General features: G+C 28.3%; 16 protein-coding genes and 1 pseudogene. 16 read left to right on the forward strand and 1 reads right to left on the reverse strand.

Features of this window, described 5'->3' with window-relative positions:
• Positions 1–46 precede the first annotated feature (46 nt).
• The 6 genes and pseudogenes from EXC62_RS03370 to EXC62_RS03395 all read left to right on the forward strand — a co-directional run bounded on the left by EXC62_RS03370 (position 47) and on the right by EXC62_RS03395 (position 6,061).
• The gene (locus EXC62_RS03370) at positions 47–1,015 is read left to right on the forward strand and encodes an ABC transporter permease (RefSeq protein ID WP_162140162.1); all 969 of its coding nucleotides are present in this window, start codon (positions 47–49) and stop codon (positions 1,013–1,015) included.
• A complete protein-coding gene (locus EXC62_RS03375; RefSeq protein WP_052589813.1) occupies positions 1,012–2,322 on the forward strand; it encodes an ABC transporter permease in 1,311 nt (436 codons plus the stop codon). The genes EXC62_RS03370 and EXC62_RS03375 overlap by 4 nt, the downstream gene beginning before the upstream one ends.
• The gene (locus tag EXC62_RS03380; protein WP_026390356.1) at positions 2,322–3,383 is read left to right on the forward strand and encodes an ABC transporter ATP-binding protein; all 1,062 of its coding nucleotides are present in this window, start codon (positions 2,322–2,324) and stop codon (positions 3,381–3,383) included. The genes EXC62_RS03375 and EXC62_RS03380 overlap by 1 nt, the downstream gene beginning before the upstream one ends.
• Positions 3,370–3,624: pseudogene (locus tag EXC62_RS09150) on the forward strand (ATP-binding cassette domain-containing protein); the annotation flags it as partial. The gene EXC62_RS03380 and the pseudogene EXC62_RS09150, both read left to right, overlap by 14 nt.
• A gap of 912 nt (positions 3,625–4,536) precedes the next feature.
• Entirely contained in the window at positions 4,537–5,436 is a 900-nt protein-coding gene (locus EXC62_RS09155; RefSeq protein WP_408609942.1) for an ATP-binding cassette domain-containing protein, read from the forward strand.
• 1 nt (position 5,437) lies between these two features.
• Positions 5,438–6,061, forward strand: a complete 624-nt coding sequence (locus EXC62_RS03395) for an InlB B-repeat-containing protein (protein ID WP_026390355.1) — start codon at positions 5,438–5,440, stop codon at positions 6,059–6,061.
• A 206-nt stretch (positions 6,062–6,267) separates the two neighbouring features.
• On the opposite strand, the gene EXC62_RS03400 is transcribed toward EXC62_RS03395, so the two are convergent.
• Entirely contained in the window at positions 6,268–7,578 is a 1,311-nt protein-coding gene (locus EXC62_RS03400; RefSeq protein WP_129747472.1) for an ISL3 family transposase, read from the reverse strand.
• Positions 7,579–7,988: 410 nt separating this feature from the next.
• Here EXC62_RS03400 and EXC62_RS03405 point away from each other — a divergent pair, with 410 nt between their 5' ends.
• From EXC62_RS03405 to EXC62_RS03450, 10 genes are all read left to right on the forward strand, one after another.
• Positions 7,989–11,807: an InlB B-repeat-containing protein gene (locus EXC62_RS03405; protein WP_026390458.1), complete on the forward strand. Its 3,819-nt coding sequence runs from the start codon at positions 7,989–7,991 to the stop codon at positions 11,805–11,807.
• Positions 11,808–11,963: 156 nt separating this feature from the next.
• Entirely contained in the window at positions 11,964–12,731 is a 768-nt protein-coding gene (gene sufC, locus EXC62_RS03410; protein WP_026390459.1) for a Fe-S cluster assembly ATPase SufC, read from the forward strand.
• A complete protein-coding gene (locus EXC62_RS03415) occupies positions 12,731–13,609 on the forward strand; it encodes a SufD family Fe-S cluster assembly protein (protein WP_162140190.1) in 879 nt (292 codons plus the stop codon). The genes sufC and EXC62_RS03415 overlap by 1 nt, the downstream gene beginning before the upstream one ends.
• A gap of 7 nt (positions 13,610–13,616) precedes the next feature.
• On the forward strand, positions 13,617–14,816 hold the full coding sequence (locus EXC62_RS03420; protein WP_026390460.1) for an aminotransferase class V-fold PLP-dependent enzyme: 1,200 nt from the start codon (positions 13,617–13,619) through the stop codon (positions 14,814–14,816).
• Positions 14,817–14,825: 9 nt separating this feature from the next.
• Positions 14,826–15,257: a Fe-S cluster assembly sulfur transfer protein SufU gene (gene sufU, locus EXC62_RS03425; RefSeq protein WP_026390461.1), complete on the forward strand. Its 432-nt coding sequence runs from the start codon at positions 14,826–14,828 to the stop codon at positions 15,255–15,257.
• A gap of 1 nt (position 15,258) precedes the next feature.
• Positions 15,259–16,668 (forward strand): Fe-S cluster assembly protein SufB, encoded by a 1,410-nt coding sequence (sufB, locus tag EXC62_RS03430; protein ID WP_026390462.1) that lies wholly within the window; start codon positions 15,259–15,261, stop codon positions 16,666–16,668.
• Positions 16,669–16,839: 171 nt separating this feature from the next.
• The gene (locus EXC62_RS03435) at positions 16,840–17,499 is read left to right on the forward strand and encodes a hypothetical protein (RefSeq protein WP_026390463.1); all 660 of its coding nucleotides are present in this window, start codon (positions 16,840–16,842) and stop codon (positions 17,497–17,499) included.
• Between the two features lie 156 nt (positions 17,500–17,655).
• Positions 17,656–18,060, forward strand: a complete 405-nt coding sequence (locus EXC62_RS03440) for a competence protein ComK (protein WP_129747474.1) — start codon at positions 17,656–17,658, stop codon at positions 18,058–18,060.
• 92 nt (positions 18,061–18,152) lie between these two features.
• Positions 18,153–19,349 carry a phosphoglycerate kinase gene (locus tag EXC62_RS03445; protein WP_026390465.1) on the forward strand — a complete coding sequence of 399 codons (1,197 nt, stop codon included), beginning with the start codon at positions 18,153–18,155 and terminating at the stop codon, positions 19,347–19,349.
• 4 nt (positions 19,350–19,353) lie between these two features.
• A complete protein-coding gene (locus EXC62_RS03450; RefSeq protein WP_026390466.1) occupies positions 19,354–19,893 on the forward strand; it encodes a helix-turn-helix domain-containing protein in 540 nt (179 codons plus the stop codon).
• Positions 19,894–19,910 lie beyond the last annotated feature (17 nt).

Consider the following 19,910-nt stretch of genomic DNA (forward strand, 5'->3'; position numbering starts at 1 on the left):
ATGAAATAGGGTTGTTTGTTTGATTTTAAAAGAAATGAGGTTTTTTATGAAGAATTACATATTGAAAAGACTTGGACTAATGGTTATAACTTTCTTTATAATTATTTTTATGATTTTTGTATTTATTAAGTTAATGCCTAATTTTTATCAAGTTGGTTTAGGACAAGATCCTGAAGTATATCAAAAATGGTTGGAAAATCAAGGTTATAACAAACCAATTGTCACACAATTTTTTATGTGGATTGGAAATATAGTTAGAGACGGAGATTTTGGTATATCATTCCATAAGAATAACGTACCAGTTGCTACATATGTATTAACTAGATTACCAAGAACGATAAGAATAAATATTTTCCCATTTTTAATATCTGTTCCGATTGGAATTACATTTGGAATAATAGCGGCACTTAAAAAGAATAAATTGACAGATCATGCTATTTCTATAGGGGTTGTATTCTTTATTTCTGTACCTATGTTTGTTGTTGCTGTATTATTACAATATTTTTTAGTTTATGAATGGAAAATTTTACCAGAAGCAAAGGTTGATAATTTAGCTCCTTTATTTTCTAAACAGGCAATATTAACAAGGATATTACCAATTTTTGTATTATCTTTAGGTACAATTGCAGGATGGACTAGATCACTAAGAGCAGAATTAACTGAAACATTAACTTCGGAATTTATGTTACTTGCACGTGCAAAAGGTTTAACTAAAGGTCAAGCTACAGTTAGACATGCACTTAGAAATGCATTTGTTCCATTCGCACCTGCAATAATTGGTGGATTTATTTCATTATTAGGAGGTTCGTTAATTATTGAACGTACATTTGGTATTACCGGTATAGGTGGAGCTTTCTTAGAAGCATTAGAACAGCCGAAAGGTATTCCTGATTATCCGATGTTTATGATGCTTAATATGTTTTATGTATCAATTGGATTGCTTGCTGCAATAATTGGTGATTTGTCTTATGGAATAATTGATCCAAGAATTAGAATTGGTGGTGGAAAATCATGATTGAAAGACATTTAAATGAAGATGATTTTAAATTTATTAATCAAGAAATAGTTATAAAAGATGAAGCGTTAAAATCTAAACCAATAGGATACTATCAAGATGCATGGTTACGTTTTAAGAAAAATAAAACATCAGTTGTTGCGATGTATATAATTTTGATTATGCTAGCCTTAACATTAGTTGGACCATATTTTAGACAATATACATTACCAAAAGAAAATGGTACTATGGCACTTAGATTTGATAAATTACCAGAAAAAGTTCCAGGTTTAGAATCGTTAGGTATTTTTGATGGTAGTAAAGTTGTTTCTGGGATGTCAAGAGAGTATTATGAATCGTTACCTGAAGGAATTGTTAAAAGAGTAGTTCATGAAGTTGATCCTAATAACCCAGGGGCAATGGTTGTTGAAGTAGATTATTATAGATATCATAGATATTTTAATATTTATGGTAAACAACTAGTAAATGGCGAAAGAGGACTTGTAACAAGTACATTGTCAAAAGATGATTATGAAAAAGCTCTTGAGAGAAATGCTGTAGTTAATTTAGTTTCAGTTAATAGAAATGATTATACTGTACAACTTGATATCTATAGATTTTCATTTGATAAAGATGTAGATGATGTATATTTTTGGTTCGGTACAACTGAAAATGGAGATGACTTATTTACTCAACTTTGGACAGGTTCTAGAATTTCAATTTTGCTTGGACTCTTAGTAACTGTTATTAATATTACAATAGGGGTTATTTTAGGTTCAATTGTTGGATATTTTGGTTCAACGTTAGATATAATATTCGAACGTATAGTTGATGTACTATCAAATATACCATTTATGATTGTTATTACGTTATTATTGTTAAGATTCGGTAGTGGAATAGGTGTAATTGTCTTTGCCTTTGTATTCACCGGGTGGATTGGCGCATATTCATCAACACGTATTCAAGTATATAGATATAAGAATAGAGAATATGTCTTAGCTGCTCGTTCATATGGTTCAAGTGACAGACAAATAATTACAAAACATATTCTTCCAAATGCTATTGGGACACTGATTACATCATTTTCATTAGCATTACCAAGTTTCATATTTGCTGAATCGACATATTCATATTTAGGAATCATTAATTATCCTGGTATTCAAAGTGTAGGTAGATTATTATCAGATGGGCAAGCTGTTATGCATACGCATTTCCATGCTCTTCTATATCCTGCTTTATACATAGGTTTATTAATGCTATCATTTAATATGTTTAGTAATGGATTACGTGATGCATTTAATCCATCATTGAGAGGAATTGATGAATAATGGAAAAAGTATTAGAAGTTAAAGACTTAAAAATATCATTTAAAACACAAAACGGTATTTTAAAAGCAGTTAGAAATATTAACTTTGATTTATATAAAGGTGAAACTTTAGCAATTGTTGGTGAATCAGGTTCAGGTAAAAGTGTTACATCTAGAGCAATAATGGGACTTTTAGCTGGGAATGCAATCCATGAAGGTGGTTCTATCTTTTTTGAAAATCAAGATTTAATGTTAATACCAGAAGAACATTTTCATAGAATTCGTGGAAGTAGAATTTCAATGATTTTTCAAGATCCAATGTCTAGTTTAAATCCGATTTCACGTGTTGGTAATCAAATTATGGAAGCATTAGTTTTAAAATTAAAAATGCCAAAAGTAAAAGCTAAACAAAGAGCGATAGAATTAATGACTGAAGTAGGAATACCAGAACCAGAAAAAAGATTCTATCAATATCCTTTCCAGTTTTCTGGAGGTATGAGACAAAGAATTGTAATAGCGATTGCTCTGGCAAATGATGCTGATATATTAATTTGTGATGAGCCAACTACTGCTTTAGATGTTACGATTCAAGCACAAATATTAGAACTTATTGAAAAAATTAAAAAAGAAAGAAATCTTTCTGTGATTTTTATTACACATGATTTAGGCGTTGTTGCAAATGTTGCTGATCGTGTAGCTGTTATGTATGCAGGTAAGGTTGTTGAGTATGGTAAAGTTGATGAAATCTTCTATAATCCAAAACATCCTTATACATGGGCATTACTTTCTTCTATGCCTAGTGTTGATACTGATGCTGAAAAACTTGAAGCTATTCCTGGTACACCACCTAATATGGTTGAATCATCAACAAATATTTTAAAAGGTGATTTGTTTGCTGCTAGAAATAAATATGCAATGAAAATCGATTTAGAATCTGAACCACCTTTCTTTAAGGTTTCAGATACACATTATGCTGCTACTTGGTTACTTCATCCTGATGCTCCAAAAGTTGAAATGCCTGCAGCTGTTAAGAAAATAATTGAAAAGCATGAACAAAGGGGGGCATCAAATGAAAAACACTAGTGTTGACTATTCGAAAAAAGTATTGGAAGTTAAAAATTTAAGACAATATTTTAAAGTAGGTAGTGGAGGAAAAAAAATAACTGTTAAAGCTGTTGATGGTGTAAGTTTTGATGTGTATAAGAGAGAAGTTTTTGGGTTGGTTGGTGAGTCTGGTTGTGGTAAAACTACAACTGGAAGAACGATAATAAAATTATATAATCCAACTGATGGAACTGTAGTTTACAATAATAATGTTGTTGGTGCAGGCTATGAAGGATTCTTATATGACATTAGAAAACTACGTAAAGAAGCTAGATTTGAGATTTTGACAAATAAACCACTAGACTACAAACTTTATCTTTTGAATAAAGAGTATAAAGAAAAAATTAATGAAATTAAGAAACAAAAAGAAAATTTTAAAAATGAATTTAAAGAACAGATTCAACTTATTAAAAAACCAATTACAGATAATAAGGAAGAACTTAGAGATACAAAAGTCAAATATAAACTGAATATGTCTGAATTAGAACATCAATATCAACTTTCTGTAGACAAAATATATAGTGAAAGTGTTTCACGTATTATTGAAAATAGAAATGATAATGTAAGTTTAATAAACAAAAGAGCTAAAGATAAAACAAGATTTATTTTGTCATCAAAAATTGAAAAATATGAAAAAGATGAACAAGTAAGAATTATCGAACAAACTCGTGATAGCGAAATCTTATATGTCGAAGACAAAATGAAAAAAGAGTTAGCTAATAAATTGAATATTTCTAATCTTGATGAGATTGATTTAAAAACAATTAAAAAGACTATTGTTGTTGAAGAAAAAACTAGACTGAAGCAAGAAGTTTTAGAATTTAAAGAAAAATTCAATGAAGAAAAAACTGTTATAACTAAAGAATTTGAATTAGCAATAGAAAAAATTCAATCTGTTTCAATTAATAAAGATGAAATAGATAGCAAGATTAATAGTTTGACACAAGAATCTAAAGAAAAAATTATAGATTTTGATAATCAAATTAAAGACTTAGATAATGAGTTAAAAAATCAAGTTTTAAAAACTAAAGAAGATGCTAAAAATAATCCTGATGCTTATGTTGAAAATACAGCGAAAATAGATGAGATAAAGAGTAGATTATTAGTTAATATTAATGAAAAGAAAAAATTAATTCAAGAAGCTAAACGTCAAAATAGTTTCCGCGAAAGTGAAGAAGATAAGAATAAGAGGATTGAATTAATAAATTCAGAAAAAGATAGATATTTGGCAGAAAAAATAGTTATTTCTGAAATTGAAGATGATAAGCTTAGAAAGACTAGATCTCAAGAAGCTAAAAAGAATCATCAAGACAAACTTAATGAAATAAATAAATTAAAACCAAGTCATGTAAATTTCTTATCAACAATGCAAATGATATTTCAAGATCCAATTTCATCACTGAATCCACGTATGGTTGTTGGTGATATTATATCTGAAGGATTACGTATAAAAGGTGTAACTGATAAAAAAGAAATCCAAAAACGTGTTTTTGAAATGCTAAATTTAGTTGGATTAAGTAAAGAACATGCTAGTAGATATCCACATGAGTTTAGTGGTGGACAAAGACAAAGAATTGGTATTGCACGTGCGCTAATAGTAAATCCTGATTTTATTATTGCTGATGAACCTATAAGTGCTCTTGATGTTTCTATTCAAGCTCAAGTTATTAATCTTTTAAACGAGTTAAAAGAGAAATTAGGATTAACAATTTTATTCGTTGCCCACGATTTATCAGTTGTTAAATATTTTAGTGATAGAATTGCAGTAATGTATTTTGGTAAGATAGTGGAACTTGCTTCTTCTGAAGAGTTGTTTGCTAATCCACTTCACCCGTATACTAAATCTTTATTGTCTGCAATCCCACATCCAGACCCTGAATTAGAAAAAACACGTAAGAGAATTATATATGATTTAAGTGTTCATGATTATAGAACACAAAAACCAACACTACGTGAAATTAAACCTGGTCATTTTATATCAGCAAATGATGCGGAATATAAGAAGTATTTAAAAGAATTAGGAGGCAAATAAAATGAAAAAATTAATTACTATTACAATTATTTTATTTCTAATCTTAATCGTTGCAGTACAGCCAAAACCAAAACCACAAAAGGAATATACCGTTGTTTTTTATACAAATGGTGGTAGCACAATATCAACATTAACTGTTCCATCGAACTCTAAAATCGATGAGCCATTAAAACCTACACGTACTTCATCAGAGTTTTCTGGTTGGTATACGACAAGTACATTTGATGAAGGAACTAGGTTTAATTTTAATGTTAATACTGTAAAACAAAGTATTACTTTATATGCCAAATGGGATGTAGATGTGTTCAAAGTTGAATATGATTTTGCTGGTGGAGAGTTACCAAATGAGGAAGCAAGAAAAAGCTATCCAACAGAATTTTCTTTTGATAGTTCTATTGTTTACTTTAAACCTAGTGATTCAAGTACTCATCCAATACACGAATCGTATGGAAGATTTACTGGATGGAGAGAAATACCACAATCAGAATATATTAAATTAAGTTCAGAAGAAAAAGAAAAATATCCATTTATTGAATTATTACGTCCTAAATCTGATTTGAAAACATTATATCCTGATCTTATTATTAAGTTATATGCTTACTATCGTTTTTTTCCAGTAGAATAGCAAATACTTAAAGATATATAAGGTTATAAAGATTTTATTGATTATAATTAGTAAAATAAGGCTCTTAGTAATATCGTGTGGTTTTATTGAAAACACCTATGTAATTAGGTGTGGCTAAGTAGCCTATGTAATATAATGTGGTATGTAATAAAGCGGAAGAATCTAAACCTGATTTCTTCCGCTTTTTCTATCCAATCTATTTTAATTTATTCGGGTATTTTAAGGGCTACATCTTTATTAATAGAATAAATGATTCTAGCTCTTAATCTCTTAAAACTTTTAATCCCATTACTAGTCTTAATAATAGTCTTTATTCTAGAATTAGTACCTTCAATTGGTCCATTAGATAATCTTCTATTAGAATCGGATTTAATAAAGGAATTAATAATCTCATTCTTCCAATTAGAAAGTAATTTACCAAAAGATCTAATATCTTCTAACCTGTGATTACGATATTTAGTAATTAAATCAGATAGTAATTCTTTAGCATTATCAAAATTAGAGTTTCTATTAAACTCACGATATTCTTCCTTGATTTTATAAACTTCAGTTAAATCATCATCAATGGATAAAAGAAAATCTTTAATAGAAGATTTATTAAGACTAATTCTAAACTTAGGAATAGAAATATAACCATTATAGATATTATCGTATTCTTTAGTAAAGAAATAATGAAACTTCTTTAACATATAATATTTATCATTCTTATAAGTTTTAAACTCAATATTACCAGCATATTTATTCATTACTTTAATACGATGCTTATTAACGATATCATTAATATGTTTAATAACATGAAAAGAATCAATAGCTATTAAAGCTTTAGGCATAACTTTAGATATAACGTCTTTATAAGGCTTCCACATATCAATAATAACTACTTTAACACTATCTAATTCAGTATGTTTAAGACTAGATAGATATTCTAATAGATATGATTTATGACGAGTTTTTAAAACATCAATTATTTTTTTTGTTTCAAAATCTAAGAATAGACAAGCATAAGGATGTTTAGTCCTTTTTGAAACATGAAATTCATCGATACATAAAAACTTAGGTAATATATTTCTATTTGGATCAACATAATCATCAAAAATATCAATAACAGTTTTAGTAGAAACATTAAAGATAGTAGAAGCACTAGTAAATGTATTAGAAGGATTCTTTAAGTGTTCTAAAATAGATAATTTAGTATAATGACTAATTCTATCTTTATTAATAGTAAAAGGGTTAGGTTCAAAGAAAGTTTTATTACAAAACTTACAAATGAACCTCCTATGTCTAAAAATAATGTTAACAGGATTACTATTAGAAATACTATGAGTGATAGTTTTAGTTTTATAACCATGTATTTTAGAATCTACAGAGTTACATACTGGACAATTGATCTTTTTGAGTGACAGAGTTAAATGAACATTGGTTATTGAATTTGAATTGGTAACATCTAGAATATCAAATTGAAAATCAAAAGAATCATTATGTTTTAAATTTAGAAATTTTATGATATCATCATACATGAAGGACCTCCTTTGTTAGATTTGGATAGTAACAATATCATAACATAAGAGGTCTTTTTTTAAATGATTAAAAGAACCTATGTAAAAAAGTGTGGTCACCACACTATATTACATAGCTATACGATGACCACACGATATTACTAATAACTTAAAATAATAAAGAGATAGGTCCAAAATTTTGGACCTTTTTCTTTTTTTTATAAAAGTTTATTTTTTAAAATCTATATTGTGATATTAGAACAAGTTAAATAACCACATGTACTCTTATGTTCTCCAATTAAGTGACACATGTGCTCTACAAAAAAGTAAAATAATACAATAATATAAGTATAGTACTATAAAAAAGGAAAGGAGATATTATATTTGTAGGGTAGTACAGTTAGTATATTTAATAGTGAAAGGAAAAAACTATGCTAAAAAAAATAAGTTATATTGTTTTTTTAATTACATCACTTTTTGTATTATATGCATGTAAAAGTAATGATGTAGTAAATGATGATTATGAATCTAAAAATGGGGAATTAATTAAAACGGTAGATTCAGCAGGTAATAAAGTTGAAATTGGAGCATATGCTACACATAATGCAAATGATGTTGATGCTTCATTCTTAGGGTATGGAATTAATCTTGCAAATTATTCACAAGTAAGTGCTAGAAATACAAATATTACGTTTCCAGTATTTGCAAGGGATAAAATAAGTCAGCAACAAGTTATTAAAGTTTATGAAACAGTAACTGACATTAAAAATATTGAGGGAAAAACAATGGAAGAATATATCCAAAGTTTACAAGTTAAAGCGAAAGTTAAATTAGGTGCTCCATTTGGAAAATTAGATATTGCTGCATCATTTAGTACACAAACTACAAATTCTAAAGAACAAATGTACAAGACAATTGATATACAAGAACAAAGTTATTATTTAGGATTACAAGTTAATCCTAATGATTATGCTGATATGCTTTCTGAAAGCTTTGTAAATGATGCTAAAAATCTTCCGATAGAACAGTTTATTAGAAGATATGGAAGCCATGTTTTAACAAGTGTAACTATGGGTGGAGCAATGAAACTTGATTATACTATTGCAAGCTTTGATGATACAAATGTTAATAATGTAAGTGTTGCTGTTGACGCATCAGTTCGTGGATGGATCAAAACAAACGTTGATATTGATGTAGATTATAGAGAAAGTATAAAGAATAAAAATGTTAATGTATCAGTTAACTTAAGTGTCATTGGTGGTGAGACTGTTGGTATATATTCTGAACAAGATATATCTAAAAAATATGCTGAATGGCAAAAGTCTATTAAGGATAAACCATCATTAATGGGTATTAAAGATGATAATTCTTTATATCCAATATGGGATATTGTTGCAGGTATTAACTCTAATGGAGATAGTGATAATGCAATATATCAAAAGCGTGCATCAGAAATTCAAGCATACTTCCTAAAAGTTGGACAAGACAATTATCAAAGTATATTAAGTCAGTACTCAGAAAAAAAGATAGTTTTTCCAAGTGGTATAAAGAAAGTAACAATTGAACCAGAAGGAAATACTGATATAGCAAAAATACAAGATATAACTTATAAAACTGGAGTATTAAATTCAAATACTAGATATAAAGTAAATCTTGAATATGAAAACGAAGTTACAGGGCACCATTCAATTACGTATATTCCAATAAAAGAATCTGAAAATGTTAAAGTAAGCTCAAATGGAATTCTAGAAGCAACACTACCTGATAATATAGATAGTGCAAATGTTGAAGTACTTATTAATGCTGGAGGTATATCAAGGACTGTAAAACTATATATAGAAAAAGTGTTTAGAGTTGATTATGTTTCAAATGGTGGCAATGACTTAAATAGTATTGATGGCATACAAAAGTATTCTACAATATATGAGCCTATAGAACCATATAAAGAAAATTATCAGTTTGTTGGATGGTATACAGATCAAGCATTAACACAAAGATATGACTTTGATGAGAAAATTGTATCTGATTTGGTTCTATATGCAAAATGGAATAGACTTTTAACAGTTACATACGTAATTGAAGGGGATAGAACAGACATTAAAAATGGATACATAAGTGGAGAAACAAAAGTTATTGATGATTTTATTCCTAGAAAAGTTGGTTATTACTTTAAAGGTTGGTATATGGAAAGAGAATTAAAAACACAATATACATTTGATGAAACTATAAGTAAAGATCTTGTACTATATGCTAAATGGGAAAAACTATTAACAGTTACATTCTATGATGGAGAAACATTAATTGAGTCAAGAGATGGATTTAGAAAAGGAATTGACTTAGTAGTCGATGCTCCAGTAGTATCAAAAGATGAATATATATTTGAAGGATGGTACACAGATTTAAACTTAATTACTAAGTATGAGTTTAATAGTGCGTTAACAAATGACACTAATATATATGCAAAATGGAAGAAAAAACCTACTTATATAGTTACATTTGATTTGGGGATTGAAGGAAAAAATCGTCTTGCAGAAAATCTTAAAGATGGAGATAAAATCTATATAAATGAATACGTTACGAATGATGATCTAAACCGTAACGGATACAAGTTTATCGGATGGTATTTTATTGCTAATGGTGAGGAAAGAAAATACACAGGAAATGAATTTGTCGTAAATTCTGATTTTACATTTACAGCAAAATGGTTGCCAAAACAAATATATACTCTAACATTCAAGTTTATGACTGATAAAAATGATTTTGTAGATACTGGTAATGAGGAATCATCTAAATTTGATCTTAACCAACATTCTGTTTTAGCGTCACCTAAGAAACATGGATATATATTTGATGGATGGTATACAATGAATGAAGATGGCATAGAAAGAAAATTAATCGGCACAGTATTTGAAGTGAATGGTAATATGACCTTTACTGCTAAATGGATCATGGGACAAGTTACGATTACATATGAGGGTTTAAAAGAGGGTGATTCTAATACTAATCCAGGAAGTGTTTCAATCATTAATCCATTAGAACTTAAAAAGGCTGAAAGAAAAGGATATACATTTGATGGATGGTATGAAGAAATTACCTTAGAAAATTATCAATTAGTTGAAGAAATCAATCTTAATGATAGAGATCCAGAAATAGAAGAGATTATTTTACAAGCTAGATGGACAAAAACTAAATATACTATCACATATCATAATGTTGATTCAAACAGTGAAAATAATCCAACCACATTCTATTTTGATGATAAACCTAAATCTTTACATGATGCAACAAGACCAGGATATACATTTGTTGGTTGGTATAGAAACGTTGATTCAACTGTTAAAGTAACTGAAATAAAAGGCTTTAGTAGTAATTTAGTATTATATGCAAAATGGGAAAAGATTACATATACGATTACTTACAAAAACATTGATACTAATAATCCAAATAATCCGAATGAATATCAAATAACTAGTGATATTGATTTATATGAACCAACGAAACAAGGAAATACGTTTGTTGGTTGGTACTTAAGTAAAAATGGAAATGATAAAATTATAAAAATTAAGAATATGACAGGAAATATTGATTTATATGCAAAATGGGAAGTGAAAAAATATAATATTTCATATTTTAATGTTGAAAATGCAGTTAATGATAATGCTGATACATTAGAACATGGAAGTTTATTAAAGCTTAAATCACCTATAAAAGAACACTATAATTTCATTGGTTGGTATCTAGATAGTGAATTAACAATAAACTTTGAACCAAACATTCACTATGATAAAGATATTAACTTATATGCAAAATGGGAAGTGAAAAAATATAATATTTCATATTTTAATGTTGAAGATGCAGTTAATGATAATGCTGATACACTAGAACATGGAAGTTTATTAAAGCTTAAATCACCTATAAAAGAACACTATAATTTCATTGGTTGGTATCTAGATAGTGAATTAACAATAAACTTTGAACCAAACATTTACTATGATAAAGATATTAACTTATATGCAAAATGGAGTATAAAGGTATATACAATTACATATACATATAATGTTGATGTAGATGCTAGTAATCCAAATAAAGAATCCGCAAACGCAAACTCACAAGTTAATTTATTCGGTCCGATGATGTTTGGACCTGAATATAAGTTTTTAGGTTGGTATTTAAATGGTGTACAAGTTTCAAGATTTGTTATTATTTCAGATGTTACTATAGAAGGAAGATTTGAAAAAATATTTTGGTAGATTTAATTAAAATAGTTTAATGTTTTGAATAAGAAGTGTGACATCGATATGAATCAATGTCACATTTTATTTTATAATATATTATAGTTTATCGATTAGATAGAAAAAAATGTGTATTTGTTATATAATAATTAGTAGTATTTAAGGAGTGAATATATGTCAACATTAAAGATTAATAACCTTCAAGTTGAAATTGAAGGTAAGAAGATATTAAAAGGAGTTAATCTTGTAGTTAACTCAGGGGAAGTACATGCAATAATGGGCCCAAACGGAACTGGTAAATCAACACTTGCTAGTGCATTAATGGGACATCCAAAGTATGAAGTAACTGAAGGAACTGCTATTTTAGATGATGAAAATCTTTTAGAAATGGAAGTTGATGAAAGAGCTAGATCTGGACTTTTTTTAGCTATGCAGTATCCTGCAGAAGTACCTGGTGTTACAAATAGTGATTTTATGCGTCAAGCATTAAAGGCAGTTTCAGGTAAAGATGTATCATTAATTGATTTTATTTTTAAGTATGAAAAAAATGCCGAAGATTTAAAAATGCGTAAAGATCTTCCGCATAGATATTTAAATGAAGGATTTAGTGGTGGTGAGCGAAAAAGAAATGAGATCTTACAATTAAAAACATTAAAACCTAAAATTGCAATCTTAGATGAAATAGATTCAGGGTTAGACGTTGATGCATTAAAAATTGTAGGAAATAATGTTAATGATATGATTAGTCCAGAGTTTGGATGTATATTAATTACTCACTATCAACGTATTCTAGATTATATCGAACCTACACATGTTCATATCATGATTGATGGGAAAATTGTTTTAACTGGCGGCAAAGAATTAATTACTAAGATTGATACTAATGGTTATGAATGGGTAAAAGAAGAATTAGGAATTGATTTTGAAGCAGGTAATGAATAATGGAAAGTATTGTTATTAAGAATCATCAAATAATTGAAAATACTACTTCAAAAAATATTAAACTTAATGACCGAAAATTAACAATTCCAGAAAAAACTATTTATGAAAAACCACTTAAAATAACTTTGCTAGAAGATAATCATGAAGAGTTAGAAATTAATATTGGTAGTAATAGTGATGTTAAAATAATTTTAGAAGTTGCAGATAAATCAAAAGGAAATAGCGATTATAGAATTAAACTAATTACAAATGAGAATACAAACTTAAAATATTTATTGATTGCTGCACTAGAAAGCAAAAATGCTATTCTAACACATGAGTTTGTTGCTGGTAAGGATAGTAACCTTGATTTACTTGCAGGTCTTGTGAGTGATGTTTTAACAGCGAAAATTGATGTTAAAGTTGCTGGCATAGGTGCAAGTGTTAAAATTAGAGCAGTTGCAGTATCAAGTGATAATAATGATCAAAAAATAGATGTTTATATGAATCATATGGCACCAAATACATTTGGTGATATGACTAATATAGGGATTGCTAATAAAAAAGGACGAGTAATCTTAAATGGTGTTGAAAAAATTGAAAAAGGAATGAAAAATTCTAACGTATATCAAACATTAAAAGGTGTTATTACATCAGATGATGCAGTAGTGGAAGTTAACCCAATTCTTTTAATTGATGAATATGATATTAAAGCTGGACACGCTGCAACAGTAGGTAGACTAGAAGAAGAGGCTCTTTACTACTTGCAAAGTAGAGGTCTAACGAAAAAAGATGCAGAAAAATTAATAATTAATGGTTTTTTAAGACCAGTAATTGATGAAATAGAAGATGAAGAGTTAAAAGAAAGATTTAACGAACTTGTGAACTTAAGGATATGATGAATAAATGAATCAAGATATAAGAAAAAAATTCCCGTTTTATATAAAGAATAAAGATGTTAGTTACTTAGATAGTGCTGCATCTTCTTTAAAATTGAAATCTGTTATTGAGAGTTTAAATGATTATTATGCTAATAACGGATCAAACATTCATAGAGGTGTATATAGACTTGCTTATGAAGCGACAAATCAATTTGAAGAAACTAGGGAATATGTTTCAAAATTTATAAATAGTAATCTTAATGAAGTAGTATTTACTAAAGGAACAACCGATTCGCTTAATAAGATTGCTAGTAGTTATAGTGATTTTATATTTGAAGATGATGAAATAATCACTACTGAGTTAGAGCATCATTCATCATTTATTCCATGGCAAGTAATTGCTAAAGAAAAAAAAGCGAGATTAAAATTTTTGCCTTTGACAGAAGAAGGGAAAATAACTGTTGAAAATTTCAAAAAAGTTATTTCAAATAAAACTAAGGTAGTTGCTATTACGTATGTTTCAAATGTTTTAGGTTATGTAACACCGATTAAAGAAATAATTGAGATTGCTCATCAAAATGGAGCAATAGTGATTCTTGACGCAGCTCAAGCAGCAAGTCATCTAAAAATTGATGTTAAAGAGTTAGATGTTGATTTTTTAGCATTTTCTTCTCATAAAATGTACGGCCCAAATGGAGTTGGTATTTTATTTGGAAAAGAAAAACTTTTAAATCAATTGAAACCTTTTGAATATGGCGGAGAAATGGCTCATTTAGTTTTTAAAGATGAATCATCATGGAAAGATATTCCTTACAAATTTGAAGCAGGAACACCTGTTATTGCTGAAGTGATTGCTTTTAAGGAATCAATTAAGTTTTTGGAAGAAATATCATTAGATAAAATTCATGAACATGAAATGAAGTTAAGAGATTATACACTGAATAAATTGAAAGATGTTAAAGGATTAACAGTATATAATAAAACTGCTGAAACAGGCATTATAACGTTTAATATCGAGAATGTTCATCCACATGATGCTGCAAGTATCCTTGATCAAAATAATGTTTGTGTTAGAGCAGGTCATCATTGTGCGCAGTTAGTTGCAAAATTTTTAGGTGTTACAGCAACCCTAAGAGCATCATTTGCGGTATATAATGATTATAAAGATTGTGATAATTTGGTTAATGCTATTATTGCTACAAGAGATTTTTTTGAAAGTTTTTAGGTGATTAGAATGGATATAAACAATTTATACAGACAAGTAATAATGGATCATTATAAAAATCCACAAAATAAAGGCTTAGTTAATGATAGTAATTATTTAACAGTACATATGAATAATCCATCTTGTGGTGATGATATTATGATTCAATTAAAACTAGATGGAGATTTAGTTTCTGATGTTAGACATTTAGGGACAGGATGTTCAATCTGTTGTTCATCAGCAAGTGTTATGACAGTAACATTAAAAGGAAAAACAAAAGAAGAAGCATTAAAAACAATTAACGAGTTTTATGAACTTATTAAAGGACAAGAATATAATCATAATATTCTAACAGGAGATGCCGTTGTTTATAGTGGAGTCTCACAGTTTCCAGCAAGAGTTAAATGTGCAACATTAGCATGGAAAGCAGTCGAAAAAGGACTTACTACGAAGGAGGACTAAAATGGACGATAACAAGAAAAAGATTGATGATATTGTTGGTGAATATCAGTTTGGTTTTATAACTGATTCTAAGCCGATTTTAGATACAGGAAAAGGTATTAATGAAGATATAGTTAAGCAAATTAGTGAAATTAAAAAGGAACCAAAATGGATGTTAGATTTCAGACTTGAAAGTTATAAAAAGTTTGTTGAAATAAAAAATCCAGATTGGGGTCCAGATTTATCATTTATTAATTTTGATGAATTTACATATTACATTAAACCAAGTGATAAAGCAGAACATAACTGGGATGATGTTCCAGAAAAAATAAAAGAAACTTTTGAAAGATTAGGAATTCCAGAAGCAGAAAGAAATTATTTGTCAGGAGTTTCAACACAATTTGAGTCCGAAGTTGTATACCATAGTACTCAAAAAGAGTTAGAAGATTTAGGAGTTATTTATGTAGATACAGATACTGCATTAAGAGAATATCCTGAGTTATTTAAAAAATATTTTTCAACAGTTGTCAAAAATGATGATAATAAGTATGCTGCATTAAATAGTGCAGTTTGGAGTGGAGGATCATTTATATATGTTCCTAAAGGAGTTCATGTTCCAAAACCGCTACAATCATACTTTAGAATTAATTCTGATCAAATGGGACAATTTGAAAGAACATTAATTGTTGTTGATGAAGGGGCATATGTAAATTATGTTGAAGGATGTACTGCACCAGTTTACTCAAAAAATAGTTTGCATGCAGCGATTGTTGAAATAATTGTTAAAAAAGATGCAACATGTAGATATACAACAATTCAAAATTGGAGTGACAACGTTATTAACTTAGTTACAAAACGTGCTCATGTTTATGAAAATGGCCATATGGAATGGATTGATGGTAATATTGGATCAAATGTTAATATGAAATATCCATCATGCATTCTATTAGAAGAAAGAGCTAAGGGAACAACTATTAGTATTGCTTTTGCTGGAAAAGGTCAATGGCAAGATGCTGGAGCAAGAATGATTCATTTGGCACCAAATACAACTTCAAGCATTGTTTCAAAATCAATTAGTCGTGGTGGCGGAGCAGTGAATTATCGTGGTAAGGTTCATTTTGGAAAAAATGCTAAAGGAGCAAGAGCAAATATAGAATGTGACACAATCATTTTAGATGGAATATCAACAAGTGATACAGTTCCAATTAATGTTGTTAAAAACAGTGATGTATTTTTACAACATGAAGCAACTGTCTCAAAAATATCAGAAGAACAATTATTTTATTTAATGAGTAGAGGATTAACTGAAGAAGAAGCTACAGAAATGATTGTCATGGGCTTTATTGAACCATTTGCAAAAGAATTACCAATGGAATATGCAATTGAACTGAATCAATTGATTAAACTTGAAATGGAAGGTTCTATTGGATAATATATATAGTTATAATTTAAGTTAGATTAAAGAATATGTTTAAAGGATTATTCAATTAATAATCCTTTTTTTCTTTATTAGATACAGATATTTTCTTTTTTAAATAGTTTTTAAAATATGGTATAATTGTTAATATCTATTCTATATTTAAGATTAAAGGATGTGGCATCATTGCTGAAAAAATTTAATTATACAACTAGAACATTATTAGTTTTGTTAATCACATTTGCTTTTTATGATCATTTTTCTAAAAGTAACTATGATATTACAGTTGGACCATATAGTGTTCTCATTAATGCTAGTTTCATCATAATTATAACTTTCTTACCAGCCATTTTAGAAAAAATAAATATAAAGATTTCTAACGGACTATATTACTTTATAATATCATCATTTATGACAGGTTTAATTGGTGGTGTTGTGTTTAAGCTTTACAGAAAATTAAAATATGTTGATACACTTGTTCATTTTGCAAATGGTGCGTTAATAACAATTATTGCATTTAGCCTAATAAAACTAGAAGTACAAAATTGGAGTAAGCATATAGTTGTTATCCTTGTTGTTTCCGTTATGTTTTCTATAACAATAGGAACAATATGGGAAATATATGAATTTGTTGCCGATTTATTAACAGATGGTAATATGCAAAGATATCGTGATGTTGTAACGGAGATTGACTTTGTTGGTCAAAAGGCATTAGTTGATACAATGCGGGATATCATTGTTGATACTTTGGGAGCCATATTAGCATCAAGTGTTTTATATTTAAGTAATCTAAAAAGTAAAAGAATAATTAATAGTTTATCATTAGAGTATATTGATAATAAATAAAATACTTATTTCTTTCGTATATAGAATTACCTCATATTATTAAAGAAAACATGATATTAAAAAAAGAAATGGGATGTCATTTTGTATAATCAAACTAATACAACTATATCGTTAATTTCAATAAGGACTATTAAGTCCTTTTCTTTTTTTCAAGATATGGAGTACATAGTTAATAATGAATATGGATCATTAGTTTATTTAAGAAAAAAACAAATTCAAATCAAAGAAAGAAGCTTATATGTAATAAATCATATATGTAAATTAAAGCTAACATCATTAAAAAGTTATTCAACTGGTATTAAATTAACTTTAGATTATAAATATAATATTCCAATTCTTTTAAATCATTATTTATATTTATGTCCGTTAGGGAATATGCAAAATTATGAAACAATTTGGGTAAATTATAAAGAAATTAGTAATATTAGATTAGATAATGAGAAAATGATATTATGTTTTTATAGTGGAAATGAAATATCAATTGAGAAAAATTTTAGCTTTTGGAAACAACTTGAAAATAAAATTTTGAAAATTGAAAAATATCTTGAAAAAATAAAATAAGTAAGCACTTTCAATGAAAGTAATATGGAAAATACTTTAAAATATATGATATAATGTAAGAGATATTAAACAACTACAAAGGAGGAAATATTATGGCAAAATTAACGGTTCGTGATATTGATTTAAAAAACAAAAAAGTTTTAATAAGAGTGGACTTCAACGTTCCAATTCAAGATGGGGTTATTAGTGACGATAATAGAATTCGTGCTGCATTACCTACAATCAAATATGTATTAGAAAATGGTGGAAAAGCAATTCTTTTCTCACATTTAGGAAGAATCAAATCTGAAGAAGATAAAGCTAAAAATAGTTTGAAAGTTGTTTCAGAACGATTAGCTGAGTTATTAGGACAAAATGTAACATTTATTCCTGAAACGCGTGGTGCTAAATTAGAAAAAGCAATTAGCGCTTTAAAACCAGGCGAAGTATTAATGTTTGAAAATACAAGATTTGAAGATTTAGATGGTAAGAAAGAAAGTAAGAATGATCCTGAATTAGGTAAATACTGGGCATCACTTGGTGATGTGTTTGTAAATGATGCATTTGGTACTGCACATCGTGCGCATGCTTCAAATGTGGGAGTTTCAAGTAATATTGAAAGTGCTGTTGCAGGATTCTTACTAGAAAAAGAAATTAATTTTATTGGTGGAACACTAGAAAATCCTGAAAGACCATTTGTTGCTATTTTAGGTGGAGCTAAGGTTTCTGATAAAATTGAAGTTATTCAAAATTTATTAAAAATCGCTGATAAAGTATTGATTGGTGGAGGAATGGCATTTACATTCTACAAAGCAATGGGATATGAAATTGGTAAGAGTTTATTAGAAGAAGATAAAGTTGAATTAGCAAAAGAATTACTAGAACAAGGTAAAGGAAAAATTGTTTTAGGAAGTGATGTTGCTAGTGCAAAAGAATTTAATAAAGATGCTGAAAGATTTGTTAGACCTGCAACTGCACTACCAAAAGATGAATTAGGATTAGATATTGGACCAGATTCAGTTAAGGAATTTACAGCAATCATTAACACTGCAAAAACTGTTGTATGGAATGGACCAATGGGAGTATTTGAATTCCCTAAATTTGCTGAAGGAACAAAAGATGTTGCTATAGCAATCAGTAAGATTAAAGATCATGCGACAACTATTATTGGTGGTGGTGATTCAGCTGCTGCTGTTATAGAATTCGGATTAGAAGATGGATTTAGTCATATTTCAACAGGTGGTGGAGCATCACTTGAATATTTAGAAGGTAAAGAGCTACCAGGAATTAAAGCTGTTAAGGACAAATAAGATGATTGATATTGGCAAGAAGATTAGAGCGTTAAGATTAGGAAATGATCTTACACAAGAGGAATTGGCATCAAGGTTAGAATTAACTAAAGGCTATATTTCTCAATTAGAAAATAATCTTACATCACCATCAATTCAAACATTATTTGCAATACTTGAAGTTTTAGGTACTGATATACATACGTTTTTTGGAAATGAACCTGATTTAACTGTAGTTTTTAAAAAAGAAGATTTCAATGAAAAAGAAAATGAAGAATTAAAAAATACAATAAGTTGGATTGTTCCGAATGCACTTAAATACCAAATGGAGCCGATTATTATTAAACTTGCTCCTGGTGGACAATCAGTTATTGATAATCCACATGCTGGTGAAGAGTTTGGATATGTCTTGGAAGGACAAGTTACACTTGTTTTAAATCGTAAAAGATATATAATAAAAAAGGGAGAAACGTTTTACTACTTAGCTAATAAAGAACATTATTTAATTAATAATGGAACTTCTGCTGCAAAAGTATTATGGATTTCTACCCCACCAATGTTTTAAGAAAGAAGAGTGAATTA

Origin of the sequence: Haploplasma axanthum, assembly GCF_900660745.1 — a bacterium.
Classification (GTDB): Bacteria; Bacillota_I; Bacilli_A; order Acholeplasmatales; family Acholeplasmataceae; genus Haploplasma; species Haploplasma axanthum.

Coding starts and splice junctions, on each gene's coding strand:
- EXC62_RS03370 (WP_162140162.1), top strand. CDS start 47: ATGAAGAATTACATATTGAAAAGACTTGGACTAATGGTTATAACTTTC.
- EXC62_RS03375 (WP_052589813.1), top strand. CDS start 1,012: ATGATTGAAAGACATTTAAATGAAGATGATTTTAAATTTATTAATCAA.
- EXC62_RS03380 (WP_026390356.1), top strand. CDS start 2,322: ATGGAAAAAGTATTAGAAGTTAAAGACTTAAAAATATCATTTAAAACA.
- EXC62_RS03395 (WP_026390355.1), top strand. CDS start 5,438: ATGAAAAAATTAATTACTATTACAATTATTTTATTTCTAATCTTAATC.
- EXC62_RS03400 (WP_129747472.1), bottom strand. CDS start 7,578: ATGTATGATGATATCATAAAATTTCTAAATTTAAAACATAATGATTCT.
- EXC62_RS03405 (WP_026390458.1), top strand. CDS start 7,989: ATGCTAAAAAAAATAAGTTATATTGTTTTTTTAATTACATCACTTTTT.
- sufC (WP_026390459.1), top strand. CDS start 11,964: ATGTCAACATTAAAGATTAATAACCTTCAAGTTGAAATTGAAGGTAAG.
- EXC62_RS03415 (WP_162140190.1), top strand. CDS start 12,731: ATGGAAAGTATTGTTATTAAGAATCATCAAATAATTGAAAATACTACT.
- EXC62_RS03420 (WP_026390460.1), top strand. CDS start 13,617: ATGAATCAAGATATAAGAAAAAAATTCCCGTTTTATATAAAGAATAAA.
- sufU (WP_026390461.1), top strand. CDS start 14,826: ATGGATATAAACAATTTATACAGACAAGTAATAATGGATCATTATAAA.
- sufB (WP_026390462.1), top strand. CDS start 15,259: ATGGACGATAACAAGAAAAAGATTGATGATATTGTTGGTGAATATCAG.
- EXC62_RS03440 (WP_129747474.1), top strand. CDS start 17,656: ATGGAGTACATAGTTAATAATGAATATGGATCATTAGTTTATTTAAGA.
- EXC62_RS03445 (WP_026390465.1), top strand. CDS start 18,153: ATGGCAAAATTAACGGTTCGTGATATTGATTTAAAAAACAAAAAAGTT.